The sequence below is a fragment of the Micromonospora sp. NPDC057141 genome, assembly GCF_042670805.1.
Classification (GTDB): Bacteria; Actinomycetota; Actinomycetes; order Mycobacteriales; family Micromonosporaceae; genus Micromonospora.
The window spans coordinates 85,314-107,152 of record NZ_JBHUVA010000012.1; the positions used below are offsets into that span (position 1 = coordinate 85,314).

Sequence of the window (21,839 nt, forward strand, 5' to 3'; positions counted from 1 at the left end):
AAGCGGTGTTTAATTGGGCGGTCGCACGTCAACCATCGCCAGCGCAGCGGAGGCAGGAGTGTCACAGACAGCAACGGGCTCGACCATGCTCCGACGGCAACTCGGCAGGAAGCTCGAAGGGCTTCGCAAGGCGGCCGGCTTGACGATGGAGCAGGCGGCCGAGCAACTGGACCGGGCACGGGCGACCCTCTACCGCATCGAGAACGGTGCTGAGAACGTCCGCTTCCGCGCTGCGGACGTCAAGGAGATGCTCGCTCTCTACGGGGCCAGCCATGACGACACCGAGTTGGTACTGGCGATGGCAGCAGCCACTCGCGAGAACAAGAACTGGTGGCACGACTACATCGGCTCGGGCCTGCCACGCTGGTTCCAGCTCTACATCGGACTCGAAGCTGCCGCATCCATGATTCGGAAGTATCAACCCGAGTTGGTCCCCGGCCTGTTCCAGACTCGCGCCTACGCGCAACAGGTCTTCCAGATGCCCGGAGGCTCGATCGACACCAACGATCACGACGAACAGGCTCGCGCCATCCAGCTCAGAATCGAACGCCAAGGGCTACTCACCCGATTCGCCGCCCCGCAACTCAGGGTAATAATGAACGAAGCAGTGTTGCGTCGGCCGGTGGGCGGCCCCACGATCATGGCCGAACAACTCCACCAGATCTTGAAGGCTGCGGAGCTACCGAACGTGACCGTGCGGGTGCTGGAATTTTCTGCGGGGTTGCATGCGGGCGCGATGGCCGGAGCGTTCTCGATCATGGACTTCCCTAAGGACAGCGGCGGCAAGGAGGTCGAGCCACCGGTGACCTACCTCGAAGCCGCCACCGGCGCGATCTACCTCGACAAGCCGCACGAGATCACCGCCTACAACAGCATCTGGGCCGACATGACGGGCCGAGCGTTGGACGAAGCCCAGTCCAAGAGCCTGATTCAGCAGATCGCAGAGGAGTACTCCCGTGCCTGACCTGACCGGTGCCACCTGGCGCAAGTCCACCCGCAGCAACAACGGCGGCGACTGCGTTGAGGTTGCCGACAATCTCTCGGGCATGGTCGGGCTACGCGACAGCAAAGACCCGTCCGGTCCTGTGCTGACCTTCACCCCGAGGGCCTGGGCAGCCTTTGTCCAGGGCACCAAGGCACAGACGCCGAGCCGCTGACCAACGGTCGAGCCGCCTTCGGTGAAGTCTCGGAGGCAGCTCGACCGATTTCACACCAGTCGTATCTCTTCTTCGACCCCTCCTACTGGTGATGCGGGTCGATCGGCCGATGCGCGACCTTTCGCTCATCCATGATGATCACATCATGAAGCAACACCTGACTGCTTCGGCGATTGCACTGATGATGCTGACTGGCTGCAGCGCGATGGAGGACACCCAAGCATCCGGGAGCCCGACACCGTCCATCATTAGCACGTCAGCTAGCCCTTCGCTCACGCCCTCCCCCTCGCCGGCATCAAGCACAAGCCCACCGGCGCCACCGAGCCCCACACCAGCATGGACTCCCTGTGACCTCTCCCTGAACTACTGGGAAGGCGGGTGCGACGACGACTTCATCTCCGGCGACGCCTGCGATGCCTCGTACGCCTCCGATGCCCTACTCGATGTGTATATCGAGAACAAAGACTACGTCGACGCGAATCGCCTCAAGGACTGCCCACAGTTTCTGCCGACCTGGAAAAAGGCACAGCACAGCATGGACGAGGGCAGCTTCGAGGTGGGAGCGGAGGTAAAGCCGGGCACATACGAGACCACCACACACCTGACGAAAGGCAAGGTAACAGATTGCTACTGGGAGCGGGCTGGCTCCAACGGACGGATCATCGCCAACAACTTTATCACCGCGGCTAAGAAGGTCCGAGTGACTATCCGGCCGTCAGACGAGATGTTCACCAGCCGCGGCTGCGGCAACTGGGTAAAGGTCTGAAGCCCTGTCCCTCGTAGATATTAGCCCTCTTCAGAAATGCTGGTAGCTACAGGTCCCGTCCCGGTCCTCCGCAGCACGGGACATGCGCGACCCAGGTAATACCAACACCTGACCTTCGCAGTGGATCGTATTCTAGCGATGCGCACCTTCGATCAATTGGTATGGGTTCCCATTTTCGACGGACTGGTGGATCAGGATAACTGCTGGTAGCAGCTCCCCCGCCCGCAGAGCCTGCCGGATTCCCTCCACCTTTGCATGCCCATCGACATCACCTGGTTCATTAATAAGCTGATTAGGATGCACTAGATCGGCCTGAACGTGCTCCTCGCGCCAACACTTCAGGTACTCGCTTACCTGGAAGCCGTGCTCAAGGTTGTTCACAGTAGAACTGCCGAACTGAGCCGGGCAATACGCCCCTCACGCCCGTGACGCACAGCCGCGCCGCCTCCGAGGCTACTCCTCCGAGGCGGCGTTGTTGTCCTGCGCCTAGTCCAACACAAGGATCAGGTCCAGTCCTTGATCCGGGTGGTAGGTCCAAGATGCTCGAATCTTGCCCCATTGAGCCGTCTGCTTGCCATCAAGGGCACGAGTGGACGACATCTCAGAGATGACATAGTCGGGTGTACCCAACTCTTTCAGCGCACATTGGATGTCGGTGTAAGTAAGGCCGGTGTCTTCTTTTCCTCCACCATCGAGGGTAAGGGAACTTCCCCCGTCCCCCACACTCGCGTTGCCCGAGCTCAGGGAACACTTCTCCTTGGCAAGCGCCAGGACGGAGTCACCCTTCTCTCCGTCCGAGCTCTCATCGGAGGGGCGAAAGATCAGAGCACCCACGCCGATGCCAGCGCCGAACAGGAGGACACCTGCAACGGCCGCAAGGCCGAGATTCCACTTCCAAGCAGGCCGGGTGGCAGGCGCCGGAACTGACGGCCCGTCGAGCGATTCGGCAAGCGCACCCAATTCTTCGGAACTCATCGACTTAATTTCAGCATCGCTTGGGTACGGCTCACTTGCAGGCTCAGGGGTTGAGAGGCCCGAATTCACTTGTCTTCCTCGCATGAGAACAGCTGAAACCGGCTTCACCGGCAGGGACTGCGATGCCGACCGACATCTAACTAGCGACGCCGACATCCAAGCATCGCCAACACTGGCCACTGCAATACCGGCCGCCGCGAAGCGAATGTAGTTGCTTTCGCACCTCGCCACCAATCACTGTCGGGACCCCGACAGTGACGATCCTTCTACGGCGATCCTTGTCTCAATCGACGACCGCTTCCGAGTTGCCCTGCCGCGCCCTGACTCGGCTCAACAACCAGGTCACGAAAGTTCAGGCACGCCGCGCAGCAGGGTCAGCGCCGACCGATCCGAGCTGAGTTGTGACAGTTCGGCGTCGATGAAGGTCGTGAAGAAGTCGGCCGGCGACCCAAAGAAGCCGGGCTTTTCGGCCGTGTGCCACTGATGCAGCCACGGCTCGATCTCCGCCAGACCGGCGAGCAGCGGCAGCAGGCGGTGCGCCTGCCATGCCTCCTGCGTCTTCCGGTCCAGATAGACGGTGGCGAGCGCCTGCGCCTGCGCCAGGTGGTCCCAGCCGGCCCAGCCGAGCAGTTCGCTGCCGTCGCTGTCCCGGCCTGCCTCCGGGTAGGAGATGAAGCGTTCCTTCGGCACGTCGAGCTTCCCGCGCGCCCTCCAGTACGACGGCCGGACGAAGTCCGCCGAGGCGTACTTCGGCGGCACCTCGATCTCGACCTTCTCCCCCGCGTCCTCCCGGCGCTGCAATGCCCAGGTCCGCTCCCACTGCGCCCGCTTGCGCAGCCCGGCCGGCTTGTACCGCTGCCCCGGCAGGTACGGCACGTGCTCGTCGGCAACGAGCTGGCCCAGCGTCCGGGTCAGGTCGTAGGTGTCGTGCCCGACCCACAGGTCCAGCACCGCCCGAAAGTCCTGGTCAGAGCCGACCCGGTCGGCGAGCTGCGCCACCGACAACGGCGTGGGCGTCCCGCCCCACAACTCGGCGGCCTCCAACCGGTCGAGCAGCCAGTCCCGCAGGGCGGCCGACTGCATCTTCTCCCATCCGTCGGTGGACCAGCGCCGCTTGCACTCCGGCCGCTCGATCAGGCCGATGTGCCGATTGGATCCGATGGCGTCGATCCGCCGCTCCACCAGCGCCCGGTACTCCGCCGGCCAGTGCGGCTGCGGCCGGTCGATCGGCTTGGACCCGTGCCGGTTGAACCACTCGGTTTGGGCACCGCTAGTGTGCAGCACGATCTCGAAGGCCCGCTCCCCCAACGCCAACTCCGGCGGATCGGCGCACGTCAGGTCCTCATCAATCAGCCCGTAGAGCCGGTAGACCTCCCAGTCCAACTCCTCCTGGAGCGCGATCATCCGCGCCCGCACGGAGTGGTACTCCGCCTCGGCCTCCGCGAGCCGCTGCCGGGTAGGCACCCCCGAGGCGGCAACCGCCGCCGGGGTCAAGCTGGCCAACCGCTGCGCCAGCCCATCTAACTCCTGAGCCCTCCCCAACGGGTACGCCCCCGGCAGCGGAAACCGCTGCACGTTGGTAGCGTTAAATTGATAGAACCTTTCCCATTCTTGACTTTTGAATCCCTCACTAACCCCCTGTCCACCCTTATTGTGACTTACCTGCTTAAGCCAGAATCCGCCCGTCGAACTATTCAGCAGCCCAAGCAACTGCAAATGATCACCCTCCGTAGCCCCCTCCGGAAGCTTTACTAGAGGCGCGGTCTGCTTAAACACCCTCCCACCTCGATCCAGAACAAAGTGGTTATGCGTTGCCACCTCCGCAAAAGCAATAGACAATGAGATTTGGTACCGCTTAACAAAGAACATCGAATATTCGTACCATTTTAAACCGCGCTCGATCTGCGTTTCGCCATACGCAACTCGCCCCGCAAGAACGCATTTCATCGGCCATAAGAACTTGAGTACCGCCGGCGTACCAGCCGGCTCCAATGTCTGCTCACGATAGGGCCATAGAGACATCAACGGAGCATTGATCGCCCAGTCTCGGCTCGCTTCACCTTCAACCATAGCTCGCGTCTGATCAGCCGGAATACCTGCTCGCCGCAGCGTTCCTGCCCCCACCACGTAGGCACTATCCTCGCGGGTTACCGCACCGAAACCGACCTCTGCAACAACGTGGGCGAGAGCGCCGGACAAATTGGTCAACTGACGCATGAGACCCACCGCGCCACCACCTGCAAGACTCCAGGGATGGCCGCCGAACTGACTGCGTTCTAGGTCGCTTGTCGTCACCCACTCCGACTCCGATCCGGGAAGATCGATCTGTCGGACAATCGACTGCCACACATTGCCGCTCTCGGCCGGAATCGGCTTGGCCGACTCTCCCCGAATCCCAAGAACCGCCCGCACGACCAGAGCCCTACGGCGCTTGTTCGAGCGGCCAACAAGGATCACGGTCGGCGTGCCATGGCCAGGAATATACACGCCCGAAGTATCGATGACCTCCGTCAACTCAACCTCGTGCCCGAAATACCTTTCGATGAGTTTCTTGCCGAACTCGCGCTTCATGAAAGCGTTGCCAGTGATCTGGCCGACATAGCCAGCGCCTTCGCCATCCTGGTCAGACCACTTCGCCAGGTCGAAGAAGCGCTTCGCAAACGGCACCGTCAAGGCGTATTGCCGGTGGCAGACGGTCGGGTAGATGCTGCGGTAGAGCTGGTTGCGGGCACTGTCGGCGACGGTGATGTAGGGCGGGTTGCCGACCACCACCGTGTACTGGTTCTCGGCCAGGTAGTCCTTGAGCAGGTCCTCGTCTTCGCTCTCGTACGCGAAGATTTTCTTCTGCTCCTCCGCCCCCGCCTTGTCGCTCTGCGCGCCCTGGCTTTCCAGCATCTTGAGCAGGTCGCCTTGGGCGCGGGAGCCGAACGCCCCCCATGGCAGCAACGAGTCGCCGGTTGCCACCCGGATGGGCCAGGCCGGGGTGCGTTCCAGCCTGGTCAGCCCGCACACCTTCATGGCGGCGATCAGCAGCCGGAACCGGGCGATCGCGACTGCGAACGGGTTGATGTCGACGCCGGTCACCTGGCCGAGCGCCCGCTCGGCGAGGATCTTGACATCCGTGGCCGGCTCCCGGTCCTGCCACTTGCGGAACAGCCTGTGGAACGCGCCGAGCAGGAAGTGGCCGGAGCCGCAGGTCGGGTCGATGACGCTGGTCGGGGCGAGGCCGAACTCCCTGACCGCCGGCTCGAACGTCCGGTCGAGGATGAACTCCTCCACGAACTCCGGCGTCTGCAACAGCGCGTACGTCTTCTTGGCGTGCGTCGACAGGTCCTGGTAGAGGTCGCCGAGGAAGCGGGTGTTCAGGTCGTCGCGGCGAAGCGACTCCTGACCGGCCCCCCGGCGGAAGAAGTCGCTCAGGTTCTCGGCCGCCGGGCCGGAGATGTCGAACCGCCACACCGGGTTGTGCTGGTCGAAGATCTTGCCGGTGGCCTTCAACTCGGCCAGGTAGCGGAACGCCTGCCGCAGCCAGTCGCGGTCGTTGTCCCGAAAATTCTTGATCAGGTACGCCTGCCGGTGCTGCACTGCCCGGTCTGCCGGCGCGGCCGGGTCGGCACCGCCGATCCAGAGCCCGTCGACCAGTTCGTTGTCCTCGCAGAACCGGACGAATACGCAGCCCAGCACCCAGGCCACCGCCGCCTGGTCGAGCAGGTCGTCGAGCCACGTCTCGAAGCTCGCCGCGACCCGCTCGGCGGCCTTGGCCCGGTCGTGCTCCTGGCGCAGCTCGGCTCGCAGGCCCGGCGCCTCCGCGACCTGCCCGCGCAGGTCATCCACCAGCGTCTTGACCTGTGCCTGCAACGCCTTCAGCTCGATCACCGCCAGATTGTAAGGTTTGGCGTCCTCCAAACCGCTACTCCGAGTCGTCGTCGGCCACGCCTTCCGTCCTTCCACCGACCCGCACGTCGAGGCGGGCGGCGAAGGACCGGAGCCGCTGCTCCAGGAACTCGGTGCGGTCGTCGACGAAGATCTGGCTCCCGCCCTCGCACAACCGCCGCCACGCCTTGACCGGGATGCCGTGGCTGTCGAGGATCTGCTCGGCGGTCGAGCGGCCGACAAATCCGTTCAGCGGGCCCAGCCCCTTGAGGGCGGCGAGCACCCCGATGTTCGGCGTGGTGGGGAAGATCAGCCGGTTGGCGGGGCGGCTGTCCCTCGGCACGACGTGCCGGAAGATCTGCGGGTCGGCGGTGGCGAGCAGCTTCGCCACGTCGAACGGCTGACCCAGCATGTCGAGCCGCCGGGGAAACTCCAGCCCCTCCCAGACCACGTACGCCTTCGTCCGGGCGCTGTTGAGGTTGAACGCCCCGGGCATCGGCTGCACGTCGGTCTCGTCCGGCTTCAGGTCCCCCGCACCGGCGGCGAACGCCCGCATCTCGTCCAGCCCCCGGCGCAGGATCGTCGAGGTCGCCCCGGCGAACGCGCTGGACCAGGAGGTGACCCAGAACCAGCGGCGCAGCCGGTCGTACTGCCAGCCGCTCGGCTCGGGCCGGACGTGGAAGAACATGGCCAGCAGCACGAGCTGGTGCGAGTACGGCAGGAACTTCGCCTGCGGCAGGCTCACGCCGTGCTGGAGGAACCGCGCGGCGAGGCGCACCGCCCGGTCGGTCTGCGGCAGGGCGTCGTGCAGGCGGTTCTGCACGTAGTTGGCCACGAGGCTCCACCGGGGCGACATGATGTCGGTCTCCCCGGCGATGGCCAGCAACGACCGGAACACCGCGAGCCGGGGCAGCTCACCGAAGCCGGTGTCGGCGATGGCGGTGACGATGTCGTCGATCCGGCTCGCCAGGGAAGGCTGCTCCTTACGGTAGGTCAGGGCGGAGACCATCTGGTCCGGGTCCATCCGGGTGCCCGTGCGGTTGAGCCGGGCGTAGACGTTGACCGCCTGGTCGATGCTGGCCCCCTGGAGCCGGACCAGCGTCAGCTTGTATCCCTTGATCCGCTGGGTGACCGCCTCGGCCTCCCGGATCAGTTCGTCGACCTGACGGCTGTCCTTGGCTTCCAACTCCACCCGGTGGAAATGCCGGAGGAAGTCCCGCGTCCGCATCACCGCGGCCAGCGGCAGCAGGTGCGGTGAGAACCTGCCGGAACGGTGGTGGCGGTACCGGTCGGAGCCGAGCGGATCGGGTCGCAGGTCCCGGTAGATCTGCCAGATCCAGTCCCCCTCCTCCTCGGCCGGGCCGTCACGCAATGGCCGGTTGAGCACGCCGAAGAGAGTGGACACCCGCTGGTGACCGTCCAGGAGGTAGGAGACCTGCCGGCCGTCGCGTGGCGGCGGCACCTTGAGGCCGCCAATCTGCTCCAGTGACGGCACGCGCTCGTCGGTCTGCCAGAGCAGCAGGCTGCCGATCGGGTAGCCGCGCTCGATGCTGTCGAACAGCTCCAGCATCTGATTTGGCCGCCAGACGAAGGGCCGTTGGAAGGCGGGCACCCGGATCTCGCCCCGACCGATCCCGCCCAGCAGGTCATCGATGAGCGCGATGGTCGGGTCCGGCCGGATCTCGGCCTCGTGGCTGCGCATGGGGCCCAGTGTCCTACAGGATCCGGTTGATCATTGCGAGCAACTCCCGCAGCTCCGCCACGACGCCCGGCCCCAGCTCGGCGAAGTCGTCCTCGGTGAGCGCCAGCTCGACGGGAAACACCCGCTTGGGCACGTGGCACCGCCGGCCCTTGAACCAAGTCTTGAGGTGCAGGTAGCCCCGCTGCTCCGCCTCGACGCCCCGCAGCTCGTCGACAGGGTCCGGCCGATATGCGAAGTGGTGTTCCCAGATGCGGAACGGCGCGTAGTTCTCCATCATTCTCCAGGCCAGCAGGTGCACCTCCGCGACACCGTGCTGCCGGCACTTTTCGACCTTGTCCTCGTTGCGCCCCGGGTGGCCGGCGTGCTCGCGGTCGCTGTCGAACAGCACCGCCACCCGCACCAGCACGGTGAAGCCAGCCCGTTCCTCGGCGGCCAGCTCGGGGATGTCCCCGCTCCCGCCGCCGTGACCGAACACCAGCCACTGCCGGCTCGGAGCCAACGCCTCCACCACCCGGTGATCGCCGAGGGCCGCCGCGACCGCGCGCACGAAACCGCCGTCGGCGATCCGGTTCTCCACGACCAGGGTGGCGGGGCGGCGCAGGTCCGCCACGAACTCCTTGAGCTTCGCGGCGGTGACCCGGGCGACCGCCGGTGCGGCGGGGGCCGGGTTCGCCGCCTCCACCAGCGCCTTCTGCACGAACTCGGACAACACGGGGGCCGCTTCGTCGGCGAACCGCTCGGCGCTGAGCGCGACCGGAAGGCTCGGCCGCCACTCGTGCCGCCCCTCCACGGCCATCGCCAACAGGTGGATCACCGACAACCGGTCGCCGGAGGTGAAGACCTCGGGCTCGATGTCAAGACGCATAGCCACCCTGCCTGAGCTGGGCCGCCGCGAGCGCCCGCACCTCGTGGTAGTCCTGAGAGAAGTAGCCCTCCGGCCAGTCGTCGTCGAGGTTGCCCAGCCGGTCGATGCCGACCTGCCGCACGTCGGAGACGCCGTCGCGCTGCTCGACGACATACACCGCCACCATCTCGGGTGGACACCCCTCGGCGATCTTCCGCCGCAGTCGCAACAGCAGGGTCTCGCTGTGGGTCTCGATGAGAAAGCGGGTGCCGGTGGCCTGCGCGGTGCGCACATAGAGTTCGGCCAGCGCCGCGTGGGCACCGGGATGCAGGTGCATCTCCGGCTCCTCGATGATCTGGAGGGCCGGCTGCCCCTTCAGGCCACGCATCTCGTCGATCGCGCACTGCACCAGGATCGGCAGCACCTGGGACAGGCCGGTGCCCGCGTCCGCCAGGTTGACCCGCACCCGGCTGCCGCGCCGGGTCAGCACCGTCGACCACAGCGGCCCGGCCTCGATCTCCTCGATCTGCCAGCCCGGGACGATCACGGCCAGTTGCTCGTTGACCCGGGCGAGCAGCTCGCCACCGTTGCGGGCCTGGTCGTGCGCGAGGATGCCGAGGGTGCCCTGCCCCTGCTCACCGATGCCGCGCGGCACGCCGAGCGGTAGCCGGTGCTGCCGCTCAGGCCGGTCCCGGTAGGCGCTGAGGAAACGAATCGGCCCGAGACTCAGCGGGATCTGCTTGAGCAGGCGCAGCTCCGGGATCCCGCTCGTTCTGGGCCGCAGCCCGGCGAACGGAACGGCCCGTACCACCGGTGCCCGCCCCGGCGTGTGGATCTGATAGGAGAAACCCTCGTAGCCGTCGGTCATCGTCGGCTGCCAGGAGAGCACCATCTCCTGGTCCGCCAGCCCGACGCGCAGGTCTGAGACGAAGGCGGTCCGTTCCTCGTCGACCAGTTGGACCGTGGCGTCCATCGCGAAGGGAGCCGGCCCGTCCACCTCGAAGCCGAGGAAGAACTTGCCGTGCGGGCTCTGCTCGAAAACCAGGTCGGCGAAGCCGTCCACGGGCTGCGGTTCGAGCCGGTCCAGGTCGAGGGGTGCGGTGCTGGTGGTGTTGAATCCCGTGCCGATGACCAGCGGGGCCCGGGTCAGCACGCTCTTGCCGGAGTTGTTCTTGCCGAGCACCACCGTCACCGGGGCCAGCTCGATCTCCTGCCGGTCCCGGAAGCAGCGATAGTTCTCCAGCACGATCTTGCTGAGGGGCATTCACATGTTCTAGCAGGACACCGGGACAGCAACCGCCCCCGCAGTTGTCGGCAACGCGACAGGTCGCACTTGGTCCTAGGTCTCGCTGATGTCGAGGACCATGTCGTTCATGCGATAGCAGCCCCGTCCTCGTCGAGCCGGCGGAGCCACTCGAGATTCTGGGCATGCTGTTCGTCGCTGATCGGCGGGAGAGCCGCCAGCCGAGCCCTCGTCGCTTCCACGTCCTCGTCGGTCACGACGTAGCCGAGCTGCGCCCACCGGGTGCGGAGGCCGTCGGCGCGCATCTTCCGGCGGAGGATCCCGGCAATGAAACCGGACATGTTGCCCTGCGTGTGCTCGACGTAGGCGGCCACGTCGTCGGGCAGGCTGATCGTGATGCGACGAGTCATGCCCTCAGGATGCCTTCCGCCCACTCGCGGCTCCCCCATGCCGGTCACGCCACGCGGTCGGCTGCTGCGCCGGTCGCCTCGATCCACTCTTCGGCGAGCCAGAGCGACTGACCGGCCGGGGAGGTCAGCGGCAGCTGCACCCCGTCCAGCACCGCCGGCTCCGGCCGCCGCGCCGGGACCAGCAGCAGCCGGGCCGCCGGCCGGGGCCGGGTCGGGTCGGCCAACTCCTGGAGCAGCCCGAGCTGCCCGTACCGGGCCAGCGGCGCGGCCTCCGTGAGCAGCACCGGCCCGTCGGCGGCGGCGATGGCCGCGCCGACCGCCGGGACCACCTGGTGCCGGACCAGATCCACCAGGCTGCGGAAGTCCGCGTCCAGCGGCTTCCCGTTGTCGGCCGCCACGATCGCCTCCCACGGGAAGCCCAGCGCGCGCAGCCGCTCCAGCAGGATCGCCGTGACGTCCACCTCGGTCAGCGGCAGCCGGGCCAGCAGCGCCCGCCGGGCCGGGCCGAGCCGGCGCAGCGGCGCCAACACCGCGAGGAACGCCCGCCGGTCCACGGCCGAGGCGAGCCGGTCGCCCACCTCGTCGGCGGCGCTGAGCCCGAGCAGCGGCGCGTGGGTGGTCTCCATCCGGGTGCCGGTCGCCGACGCCGGGAAGACCGGCGGCCCGTACGCCCGGTCGGTCGGGTGCCAGGTCAGCGGGACCTCGGCCGCCGCGAGCAGATCGTTCAGGGCGGGCCGGTCGGGCACCCGCTCGGCCCGGGGGAAGCGGCTGTGCACCCGCTCGCGGATCTGCTGGGCGCTGAGCCGCTGGCCGATCAGGCTGCCCGCCGACAGCCGCAGCGCCCGTTGCGCCGGCATGTCCACCGGATAGAGCTGACCCTGCGCGTTGACGTCGACCCGGTCGTTGCTCCCGACCGCCGCGAGCTGCAACAGCCGCAGGTCGGCCACCGCCGGCATCCCGGCCGGTGCCGGCAGCCGGCGCAACTCCTCCACGGCGCGTTGCCGGGTCGGCAGCGGGTCGGCGGCGGCCAGCTCGGCGGCACGGCCGCCCAGCTCCACCACGTACCCGAGAAAGTCGGCGGCGGTGACGTCGGACGCCGGGTCCTCCGGCTCCCGGCCGACCAGGACGGTGTCCGAGCCGCGGAAGCGGCGGACGTCCACCCGGGCGTCGCCGCCGGTGCTCAGCTCGGCCTCGACGGCGGCGCGCACCAGCCCGATCGCCTGCGGCAACCGCTTCGGCCCGGACGTGTAGGAGCCGCGCGCCGCGATCAACGCCTGCGCCAGCTCCTCGGCCGACATCACCGCGCCCCGGGTCCCGAGCAGCGCCACGATCTCGTTGCGCACCGCCGCCAGCGCCGGCAGGCCCAGCCAGACCCGGGCCTGCGCGCTGAGCAGCTTGGAGATCTGCGGCTGGGTCCGGCCGGTGGCCCGGGCCGCCTCGGCCTGCGCCGGCCAGCGCAGGAACGCGCCGTCGCCGGTCGGCGCCTGCCCGAGCAGCACGGCCAACGCCCGATGGTTGCGGGACGCCGGGGCGGGCAGCAGCGCCTCGCAGAGCGCCTCGACGCCCTGGGCCACCGGCTGGTCGTCGGTGGCCGCCGGCTCGCTGTCGCCCGGCAGCACCGCGCGCAGCGCCCGCGCCTGGGCGAGGATCTCCTTGCGGGTGGCGTCCGGCACCCCCTTCGCCCGGGTCAGCGCCGACGGCTCCGCGTCGAGCAGCTCGCCGACGGTGTGCAGACCGAGCCGTTCCAGCGCCGAGCGGGCCCGGGCGGTCAGGTCGGTGACCTCCAGCAGCGACTCGCGGGTCAACCCCACCGGTGCCGGCACCGGACCGACCGGCGGCACGGCCTGCTGCGGAATCTGCTGGAAGATGGCCCGCCAAACGTCGGTCATCTCGTCGACGGTGTCGAACCGGGCCGCCGCGTCCCGGGCCAGCGCCCGGCGGAAGAACTCCACCAGCCGGTCGGCCACCGCCGGATCGAACGCCGCCGGATCGAGGGTCACCTCGTCGCTGACCGCCGCAGGGTTCGCGTTGTCCCCCCAGCGGGGCAGGGTGCCCGTCGCCATCTCGTAGAGCACCACGGCCGCGGCGAACCGCTCGGCCGCCGCGTCGTAGCGCAGCCGCCGCGCGGAGCCGAGGAACGGGTCGAGGTAACCGACCGTGCCCGCGCCGAGCTGGTCGGCCGGCGTGGCGGACAGCGAGAAGTCGAAGACGCACAGGTGCGGCTGCTTGTCCTTGGGGCGGGGGCGGGCCGCCAGGTTGGCCGGCTTCAGGTCCCGGTGCCAGACGCCCTGGCCGTCCAGATAGTTGACGATGTCGAGCAGGTCCCGCCCGTACCGCCCCAGGAACTCCAGCGCGAGCCGGCCCCCGCGCAGCTCCTCGGCGAGGGTCCGCGCCCCGGCGCTCTCCAACAGCAGGGCGGTCCGGCCGCCGACCCGCACCGGGCCGTCCACCAGCGCGGCCACCTGCGGATGCTTCAACCCCGCGAGGGTACGCGCCTCCGCCGTCAGCCGCTCCTCGTGCTGCTCGTCGCGGGCCACCTTCAGCACCAGCTCACGGGAGGAGTCCGCGCCGACCCGGGACACCAGCAGGGCGACCGCCGTGGCACCCGAGCCGAGCCGGTCCTTCACCTCCAGGCCACCGTCGAGCAGGTCACCCCGGTGCGCGGAGAGCGGATCGACCACCGGCTCCGGCTCCGGCGCGGTCAACTCCTCCCACACCTTCTCCAGGTCCTTACGGAACGCCGAGACGCTGGGCAGCCGGTGCGCCGGGTCGCCCCGGGTCGCGTCGTAGACCAGCTTGACCAGCTCAAGCGGCATACCGTCGACGGCCGCCGCCAACTGCAGGCCGCTGTCGCGGACCGCGTTGACCAACTCCTCCGGCGTGGCGGCCGGCGCCGCACCGGCGAAGATCCGGTACGCCAGCGCGCCGAGGGAGAAGACGTCGAGCTGGTGCCCCGGCAGCCGGGTGGCACCGTCGGCCTCCGGCGCCTGATAACGGCGCACCTCGTCGTCGAAGAACAGCTCCAGGCTCGCCTGATCGCTCGACGAGCCGAGCCGGGTCAGGTGGGTCGTGCCGGCCAACCGCCCGCCGGTCTGCCAGTCGGTCACCACCAGCGTCCAGCGCGGCCCGTCCGGGTCCCGCACGTAGACGGCCCGGGGCGAAAGCGCCCGGTGGGCCAGCCGGCGCGAGTGCGCGTAGTCGATGATCTCCGCGAGATCCTGTACCAGTTGCAGCCGCTGGGCCAGGGTCAACCCGTCGCCGCGCCGCAGCAGCCACTGGTCGAGGCGTACCCACTCGGGCTCGTGGTCGAAGACGACCGCCGGGCCCCACGGGTGCTCGACCAGGTCGTGCACCTGGGCCACCCCGGGGTGGTGGATGCCCTGCAACAGGCGGAACTCCCGCTCCGCCGCCCTGCGGATCGCCGGCACCTCGTGCTCGGCGGCCCGGCTGGACAGATAGAAGCGCACCCGGCGCACCAGCGAGGTGTGCAGCGTGTGGCCGGCGAGGAAGTCCTGCCAGCCGAGCCCCTCGGCGAACGGCTTCGGATGCAGCAGCAGTTGGCCGACCTTGCGGTCCGCCACCGACGGCCGGATCTTCGCCCCGCGCACCAGCTCGACGATCTGCCGGGCCCGCGCCGCGTCCACCAGGTGATCGGGGTTACGCGGCGGCGCGAGCAGGAATTTCTTCAGGCTGGGCAGCCCGGACTCCGCCTCGTGCCCGTCCAGCCCGTGGACGTGCTGGCCGCCGATCGCGTCCAGCTCCGCCCGCATCCCCCTGGCGTGCAGGAAGACCGCCGCACCGACGTAGGGTGCCTCGCCCTGCCGCCCCTGCTGCCTGGCGTAGTAGCGGATCAGGCTGGCCAGCCGCTTCGCCTTCCGGTTAGCCAGGATGTAAGGGTTGTCCTCCGGGATGAGCCGGGAGTTCCGTTCCCGGCGCACCCACTGGGTGCCGTCCCCACGGATCTCGCCCTGCCAGTGCTTCAGCTCCAGCACGTGCAGCCCGCTGGGCGTCAGCACCAACGCGTCGACCTCGTTGATCGAGCCGTCGGTGGCCACGAACTCGACGTTGGCCCAGACGTGGTACGGGTCGGCGTCCGGCAGGTAACCGGCCAGCTCGCGCAGCCCGTCCTGCTCCCAGGTGTAGGAGCTGGCGTTGATCTGCTCCCAGCGCGGCGAGTCCTCACGCATCAGCCGATCCCTCCACCCCGGCCGTCGGTGCCCCGGCTCAGCCTCCGCACCTTACCCGCCCGACGGCTCGGCCCCCTCGACGCCCGGCCGCTGGCGCGGTCGGGTCGGTTACGCCTGCCCGCCCAGGTTTCGCCAGAGGAACTCCAGGGTCAGGGCCCACAGGAACGCCCGCTGCGCGTTGTTCGCCGCCGCGCCGTGCCCGCCCTCGACGTTCTCGTAGTACGCCACCTCGTGCCCGCGCTCGCGCAGCCGGGCGGCCATCTTGCGGGCGTGCCCCGGGTGCACCCGGTCGTCGCGGGTGGAGGTGACGAGCAGGGTCGACGGGTACGGCCGGCCGCCGTCGACGTTGTGGTACGGCGAGTATTCGCGCAGGTAGGCCCAGTCGGCGGCGTCGTCCGGGTCGCCGTACTCGGCCATCCAGGACGCCCCCGCGAGCAGCTTGTGGTAGCGGCGCATGTCCAGCAGCGGCACGTGCGCGACGATCGCGCCGAACAGCTCGGGATAGCGGGTCAGCATCACGCCCGCCAGCAGGCCGCCGTTGCTGCCGCCCTCCATGCCGAGGCGCTCCGGTGTGGTGATGCCCCGGGTCACCAGGTCGGCGGCGACGGCGGCGAAGTCCTCGTACGCCCTCGGTCGGTTCTCCCGCAGCGCGGCCCGGTGCCAGGCTGGGCCGTACTCGCCGCCGCCCCGGATGTTCGCCACCACGTAGCTGCCGCCCCGGGCCAGCCAGCCCCGGCCGACGATGCCGCTGTAGTGCGGCAGCTCGGGGACCTCGAAGCCGCCGTACCCGGTGAGCAGGGTCGGCCCGCCGGCCGCGTCGGGGTCGCCCACCAGGAAGTACGGCACCCGGGTCCCGTCGGCGGAGGTGGCGAAGTGCTGGCGCTCGGCCAGGCCGGAGGCGTCGAAGAAGGCCGGCGCCCGCTTGAGCGGCTCGACCGGGCCGCCGACCTGCCCGAGCCGCAGCGTCGCCGGCTGCCGGAACCCCTCGGAGACCAGCAGGTACGCGTCGCCGACGTCCGGGTCGGTGTCCACCAGCCGGCTGTGCTCGGACTCCGGCGCACCGGCCAGCGGCTCCCGCCGCCACGCCCCCGCCGAGCCGGGAACGCCGGGAACGCCGGGAGCGCCAGGGACGGCGGGGGTGAGCACCTCCAGTCTGCTGCGCACGTCGGCGAGGGTGGCCAGAATCAGATGATTGCGGGTCCACGCGTGGTAGCTCAGCGCGGTGCGCTCGTCGGGCGTGAACAGCGTCGTCAGCTCCCGCTCACCGGCGAGGAACGCCTCGAACGGGGCCGCCAGCAGCGCGCCCGCCGGGTGGGTCACCCCGTCGACCGTCCACGCCGAGCGCAGGCCGATCACCAGCCACTCCCGGTGCGCGTCCCAGTGGGCGTCCTCCGGCACGTCGATCCGCAGCCGCTCCCCCGCCGCCGTCAGCACGTACGCCTCGGAGCGGAAGAAGTCGAGGCGGCGGCCCACGAAGGTGCGCGCGAACCCGGGCGTGGGGTCGTGCGAGGCGTACGCGGAGACGTCATCGGCCTGGCCGGCGAAGACGACCTCGGCGGACGGCAGCGGCGTGCCCCGCCGCCACCGGCGGACCGTGCGGGGGTAGCCGGAGGTGGTCAGCGAGCCGGGCCCGAGGTCGGTGGCGACCAGGATGTGCTCGGCGTCGATCCAGCAGACGTCGCTCTTGGCCTCGGCGAGCGTGAAGCCGTCGGCGGCGAAGGCCCGGCGGACCAGGTCGAACTCGCGCACCACGGTCGCGTCGGAGCCGCCCCGGGAGAGGCTGACCAGGCACCGGCCGTGCCCGGGGCGCAGCACCGTCGCCCCCTGCCAGACCCAGTTCTCGCCCTCCTGCTCGGCCAGCGCGTCGACGTCGAGCAGGATGTCCCACTGCGGCTCGGGCCGGCGGAATTCGTCGAGGGTGGTGCGCCGCCAGATGCCCCGGGGGTGGGCGGCGTCGGTCCAATAGTTGTAGTAGAGGTGGTCGCCGCGCCAGCCGGGGTAGGGGATGCGGTCGTCCGCGTCGAGCACCTCGCGGATCTCGGCCCGCAGCGCGGCGAACCGGTCACCGCCGGTCAGCGCGGCCATGGTCTCGGCGTTGCGGTCGCGCACCCAGCCGGCGGCGTCCGGGCCGTCCAGGTCCTCCAGCCAGCGGTACGGGTCGTCGTCGGTGTCGATCAGCCTCGTCACCTTTGCCACTATTCCCGGCCGGGTCAACCCCGCCGATGCCCCGCCGAGGCCCCGGCAATGCCCCGCCGGTACCCAGGCGATGCCCCGCCGATGCCCTCGCGGCATCCGGGCGAGGGGGACCACCGGCCCTGGCATGGCGCAGGTTTCGCGGGGTATGACGGGTACATGAGGGCGAGTTTCCGAATCGGCCGGATCGCGGGCGTTCCCGTCGGGGTCAACTGGAGCGTCCTGGTCATCTTCGGGCTGATCGCCTGGGGGCTGGCGGGCAGCCAGTTCCCCCGGTCGTACCCGGACCGGCCGACCTGGGCGTACGTGCTCGCGGGCCTGAGCGCGGCGGTGGTCTTCTTCCTCGGGCTGCTCGCCCACGAGGTGTCGCACGCCGTGGTCGCCAAGCGCAACGGGCTGGAGGTCTCCGGGATCACCCTGTGGCTCTTCGGCGGGGTGGCCGAGCTGCGCGGGGAGGCCCGCGACCCGGGGGCGGAGCTGCGCATCGCCGGCGTGGGGCCGCTGGTCAGCCTGATCATCGGCGTCTTCTTCGGCGGCGTCGCCGCGCTGCTCGCCCTCGCCGGGGTGGGCGGCCTGCTGCTCGGCGCACTGGCGTGGCTGGCCGGCATCAACATCCTGCTGGCGATCTTCAACGTGCTGCCGGCCGCCCCGCTGGACGGGGGCCGGCTGCTGCGGGCCGCCGTGTGGAAGGCCACCGGCGACCGGACGCGGGCGTCGGTGGTGGCGGCCCGCGCGGGCTGGGTCCTCGGCGCGCTGCTGATCGGGCTGGGCCTGTGGCAGTTCCTGCGCGGGGCGGGGGTCGGCGGGCTGTGGCTGGCGCTGATCGGCTGGTTCCTGATCGGCGCGGCCGGGATGGAGGAGCGGCAGGCCCGGATGGGCAGCGCGCTGCGCGGGGTGCGGGTCGCCGACGTGATGACCCCACAGCCGCAGACCGCGTCGGGCGACATGACCGTGGCCGACTTCGTCGACCACTATCTTTTCGCGTACCGGCACTCGGCGTTGCCGCTGGTCGACGAGGGCCGGCCGGTCGGCCTGGTCACCCTCGACCGGGTACGCGGCATTCCGGCGGACCGCCGGTCGGCGACCACGCTGGCCGAGGTGGCGTGCCGGGCCGACCAGCTCGTGCTGTCCGACCCGGACGAGGAGCTCACCGACCTGCTGCCCCGGCTCAGCGAGTGCGCCGACGGCCGGGCGCTGGTGGTGACCGACGGGCGGCTGGTCGGGATCGTCTCGCCCAGCGACATCAGCCGGGCGGTGCAGCGCGGCAGCCTCCGCGACCAGCTGACGCCCACGCCCCGCTGAGCGGCCGGCTCGGGAGTGCGGGCGGCCCGTCAGCGGGGGAGGTAGCGGTCCAGCAGGTCGGTGCGGAACTTCCCCGCCGGGTCCAGTTCGCGCGCCAGCGCCGCGAAGTCGGCGAACCGGGGGTACGCGGCGGCGACCGCCGCCGGGTCGGCGGTGAACACCTTGCCCCAGTGCGGCCGGGGCGTGAACGGGGCGAGCGCCCGTTCCACCTCGGCGAGCACGGGGGCCACCGCGTCGCCGTCTCCGATCCAGGTGAAGTGCACGGCGAGGCTGTCGCGCCCGTACTGCGGGCTCAGCCACAGCTCGTCGGCGGCGACCGTACGCAGCTCGCAGACCTGGAGCACGGCGGCGATCCGGTCCGCCAGCGGGTCCAGCGCGGCCAGCGCCCCGGCCGCCGCCGCCCGGGGCAGGTGGTATTCCGACTGAAGCTCGTCGCCGCTGCTCGGGGTGAAGCCGAGCCGGAAGTGCGGCAGCCGCTCGTGCCACGGCCCCGGCTCGCCGAGCTGGCCGGTGCAGTTCTCCGCCGGCATGCCGGGCACCGGATGCACGGGCCCGGCCGCCGCCGTGGTGCCGAGCCAGTCGGCCGGCGGCGGCGGAGCGGCGGCGAGCTGCTTGCGCCACACCTGGCCGATCCGGCCGGGCCCGCCGCGCCGGTCGGCCCCGCCGCCCGAGTCGGGCCCGCCGCGCCAGTCGGTGAAGAGACTGACGCTGTACGCCGACGCGAACGCCTCGTCGAGCGCCGCGCGCGGCAGGCCGAGCCGGACGTACTGCCGCACCTCGAAGGCGGGCAGCACGTCCAGGGTGAGCCGGGTGACCACGCCCAGCGCGCCGAGCGCCACCACCATCCCGGCGAACCGGTCGCCGTCGGCGTCCCGGCGTACGGTCAGCAGGTCCCCGTCGGCCGTGACCAGCTCCAGCGCCGAGACGGCGGTGGCCAGGTTGCCGATCCCGTCGCCCGAGCCGTGGGTGGCGGTGGCCACCGCGCCGGCCACCGAGATGTGCGGCAGCGACGCCATCGTCGGCAGGGCGTACCCGGCGGCGTGCAGCCGGGTGGCCAGGTCGCCGTAGCGCATGGCGGCGGCGACGGTGACCGTCGCCCGTTCCCGGTCGACGTCGGCCGTCTGCGGCAGACCGGCCAGCGAGACCAGGTCACCGGCGGTGTCGCCGAGCCGGTTGAACGAGTGGCCGGTGCCGACCGCCCGGACCCGGTCGCTGCCGGCGACCAGCCGGCGCAGCTCGTCCAACCCGGCCGGGCGGTGCCGCCGCGCCGCCGCGTACCGGACGTTGCCGGCCCAGTTGCGCTCCGGCACGCCCGCGTCCGGCTTCCCGTCGCTCGCGTCCACGTGCCTCTCCCGTCACTCGACGTCGTCGGGTCGACACCCGGACGGCACCGGGGCCGGGCACTGGTTGCCCGGGGTGTCGTCGGGGAACCATACGCCCATGAGCAGCTACCCGGATCCCGCCCTGCGCGGCGACGGGTACCCGTCCGAGGAGGAGATCGACCCGACCGGCCTCGGTCCGCGCCCGCCGGTCACCGGCCGGGCAGGCAGACCCGGCCGGTGAACGCCGGGTCCGGCTCCCGGACGCCCGCCCACGCCGGGTTGGCCGAGATGTCCAGCGGCGGCGCCTGCCAGGCGGCGGTGAGCCGCTGGATCAGCGTGTACTCGGGCCGGGTCCGCTGCACCGGCGCGCCGGCGAGGAAGGCGACCAGGTTGTCCCGGACCTGCGTCCGGTCGAGCAGGCCGCCGTGCACGCCCGGGGTCTGGAAGACCGGGATGCCGGTGTAGTCGCCGGGCGGCGCCTCGGCGGCCGTCGTGTACGGCAGGAAGGCGACCATCCGCACGCCCGGCACCGGGCACATCAACCGGTTGCGGTAGAACGGCGCGTCGTCGAGCAGCGACCGGATGAACGGCTCGTCCGGCCCGCTGCCGGGCCCACCGGCGAGGCGGACGGGTTCGAAGAGCCCGCGCAGGTACCAGCCGGTGACGATGCCCCACCCCCGGCGCGCGCCCGGCGGCGGGTAGTAGGCCCGGCCGGCCCCGATCAGCGGGCTGAACATGACCAGCGCGTCGACGGCCGGGTGGGGCCGCTGGGCGAGGTAGGTGCGGGCCACGAGCGCACCCTCGCTCTCCCCGATCAGGGCGACCTTCCGGCCGGTACGGCGGTGCAGCCGGTCCACCTGGTCGGCGAGCCGCGCGACGCTGTCCGCCATCGAGATCATGGTGTCCCGGGGGTCGTAGGGCAGGGGCCTTCCGTCGGGGCCCAGCCCCCGGTAGGAGAACCACTCCACCCTCGGGTCGCTCGGCTGCCCGCCCCCGTACGCGGAGCCGTAGCCGGCCAGCACCACCACCGCCTGGGTGACCTCCGGCGGCAGGGGCCGGTCGAGCAGCACCCGCTCGGCCCGCAGGCTCGCCGGCACCGCGTCCACCAGCAGCGGGATCAGCACCGGCACGGCGAACGCGATCAGCACCACGATCGGCGTCACGGGCACCCGGGCCCATCTCGGCGGCGGCGCGAGCAGGGCCACCCGGAGGATCCGGATCCACAGCAGCCCGTTCACCACGCCCGCCACGGTCGCCACCGGCACCGTCCACCAGCTCGGCATGCTCCACGCGATCGCGCCGGCCACCGTGAGCGCCACGAGGTTCAGCAGCGACCAGCCGACCAGCCTGATCGACGGCAGGCCGCCCCACCACACCTGGACCATGGCGGCCCGCTGCATGAACGGGGCGATCAGGAACATCGGCAGCAGGGACCCGAGCAGCACCCAGGACAGCGCCACCACCGACGCGGCCACCGAGATCACCGCCCACGGCGAGACGACGACCGTGACCACCACGGCGAGGACGAAGCCCCGCCGCAGCATCCACGGCACCGACGGCATCGGTATCGTGTCCGGCCAGGCCAGCCGCACCATGAGGGTGTGGTAGCCGGTGCGGGCCAGCACCACCAGGCAGAACGTCGTCAGGAACTCGGGCCACGACTGGTGGTATACGAACATCCACCGCAGGTCGTGGTAGGTGTCATACGGCCAGACGGCGCCCGTCTGCGGCGCGAGCCCCTCGGCGGCCACGAATCCCATGGCCACCAGCACGATGGCCTCGACGGTGGGGAACAGGCCGGTGAGGACGAGCAGCCCGACCTGTCTGCGGCCCACGCCCCACCTCCGCCCGAAGCTCCTCTCGCA

General features: G+C 70.3%; 15 protein-coding genes. 5 read left to right on the forward strand and 10 right to left on the reverse strand.

The annotated features are described in order from the left end of the window. Positions 1–85: 85 nt before the first annotated feature. The 3 genes from ACFT41_RS10430 (at position 86) to ACFT41_RS10440 (ending at position 1,923) form a co-directional block, all read left to right on the forward strand. Complete coding sequence (locus tag ACFT41_RS10430; protein WP_377587489.1) at positions 86–964, forward strand: helix-turn-helix domain-containing protein; 879 nt, start codon at positions 86–88, stop codon at positions 962–964. After that, complete coding sequence (locus ACFT41_RS10435; RefSeq protein ID WP_377587470.1) at positions 957–1,157, forward strand: DUF397 domain-containing protein; 201 nt, start codon at positions 957–959, stop codon at positions 1,155–1,157. Before ACFT41_RS10430 ends, ACFT41_RS10435 begins: the two co-directional genes overlap by 8 nt. Positions 1,158–1,248: 91 nt before the next feature. Next, positions 1,249–1,923 carry a hypothetical protein gene (locus tag ACFT41_RS10440; protein ID WP_377587471.1) on the forward strand — a complete coding sequence of 225 codons (675 nt, stop codon included), beginning with the start codon at positions 1,249–1,251 and terminating at the stop codon, positions 1,921–1,923. Positions 1,924–2,409: 486 nt separating this feature from the next. Here the strand turns inward: ACFT41_RS10440 and ACFT41_RS10445 are convergent, their stop codons facing one another. From ACFT41_RS10445 to ACFT41_RS10480, 8 genes are all read right to left on the reverse strand, one after another. Continuing rightward, positions 2,410–2,898, reverse strand: a complete 489-nt coding sequence (locus tag ACFT41_RS10445; protein WP_377587472.1) for a hypothetical protein — start codon at positions 2,896–2,898, stop codon at positions 2,410–2,412. Between the two features lie 342 nt (positions 2,899–3,240). Continuing rightward, positions 3,241–6,774, reverse strand: coding sequence for a BREX-2 system adenine-specific DNA-methyltransferase PglX (gene pglX, locus ACFT41_RS10450; RefSeq protein ID WP_377587473.1), 3,534 nt, complete (start codon positions 6,772–6,774; stop codon positions 3,241–3,243). Positions 6,775–6,808: 34 nt separating this feature from the next. Then, complete coding sequence (locus ACFT41_RS10455; protein ID WP_377587474.1) at positions 6,809–8,473, reverse strand: DUF262 domain-containing protein; 1,665 nt, start codon at positions 8,471–8,473, stop codon at positions 6,809–6,811. Positions 8,474–8,486: 13 nt separating this feature from the next. After that, positions 8,487–9,338: a hypothetical protein gene (locus tag ACFT41_RS10460; protein ID WP_377587475.1), complete on the reverse strand. Its 852-nt coding sequence runs from the start codon at positions 9,336–9,338 to the stop codon at positions 8,487–8,489. Then, a complete protein-coding gene (locus ACFT41_RS10465) occupies positions 9,328–10,581 on the reverse strand; it encodes a DUF3696 domain-containing protein (protein ID WP_377587476.1) in 1,254 nt (417 codons plus the stop codon). Before ACFT41_RS10465 ends, ACFT41_RS10460 begins: the two co-directional genes overlap by 11 nt. A 107-nt stretch (positions 10,582–10,688) precedes the next feature. Beyond that, entirely contained in the window at positions 10,689–10,970 is a 282-nt protein-coding gene (locus tag ACFT41_RS10470) for a hypothetical protein (protein WP_377587477.1), read from the reverse strand. A gap of 44 nt (positions 10,971–11,014) precedes the next feature. After that, a complete protein-coding gene (gene pglW, locus ACFT41_RS10475; protein ID WP_377587478.1) occupies positions 11,015–15,157 on the reverse strand; it encodes a BREX system serine/threonine kinase PglW in 4,143 nt (1,380 codons plus the stop codon). Between the two features lie 108 nt (positions 15,158–15,265). Then, positions 15,266–17,344 (reverse strand): prolyl oligopeptidase family protein, encoded by a 2,079-nt coding sequence (locus ACFT41_RS10480; protein WP_377587479.1) that lies wholly within the window; start codon positions 17,342–17,344, stop codon positions 15,266–15,268. Between the two features lie 165 nt (positions 17,345–17,509). Here ACFT41_RS10480 and ACFT41_RS10485 point away from each other — a divergent pair, with 165 nt between their 5' ends. Beyond that, entirely contained in the window at positions 17,510–18,652 is a 1,143-nt protein-coding gene (locus ACFT41_RS10485; RefSeq protein WP_377587480.1) for a site-2 protease family protein, read from the forward strand. A gap of 29 nt (positions 18,653–18,681) precedes the next feature. Here the strand turns inward: ACFT41_RS10485 and ACFT41_RS10490 are convergent, their stop codons facing one another. Then, positions 18,682–19,995, reverse strand: a complete 1,314-nt coding sequence (locus ACFT41_RS10490) for a D-arabinono-1,4-lactone oxidase (protein ID WP_377587481.1) — start codon at positions 19,993–19,995, stop codon at positions 18,682–18,684. Between the two features lie 97 nt (positions 19,996–20,092). On the opposite strand from ACFT41_RS10490, the gene ACFT41_RS10495 reads away from it, so the two are divergent. Continuing rightward, positions 20,093–20,215 carry a hypothetical protein gene (locus ACFT41_RS10495; protein ID WP_377587482.1) on the forward strand — a complete coding sequence of 41 codons (123 nt, stop codon included), beginning with the start codon at positions 20,093–20,095 and terminating at the stop codon, positions 20,213–20,215. Here the strand turns inward: ACFT41_RS10495 and ACFT41_RS10500 are convergent. Further along, positions 20,184–21,809: a hypothetical protein gene (locus ACFT41_RS10500; protein WP_377587483.1), complete on the reverse strand. Its 1,626-nt coding sequence runs from the start codon at positions 21,807–21,809 to the stop codon at positions 20,184–20,186. The two genes, ACFT41_RS10495 and ACFT41_RS10500, sit on opposite strands and share 32 nt — an antisense overlap. Positions 21,810–21,839 lie beyond the last annotated feature (30 nt).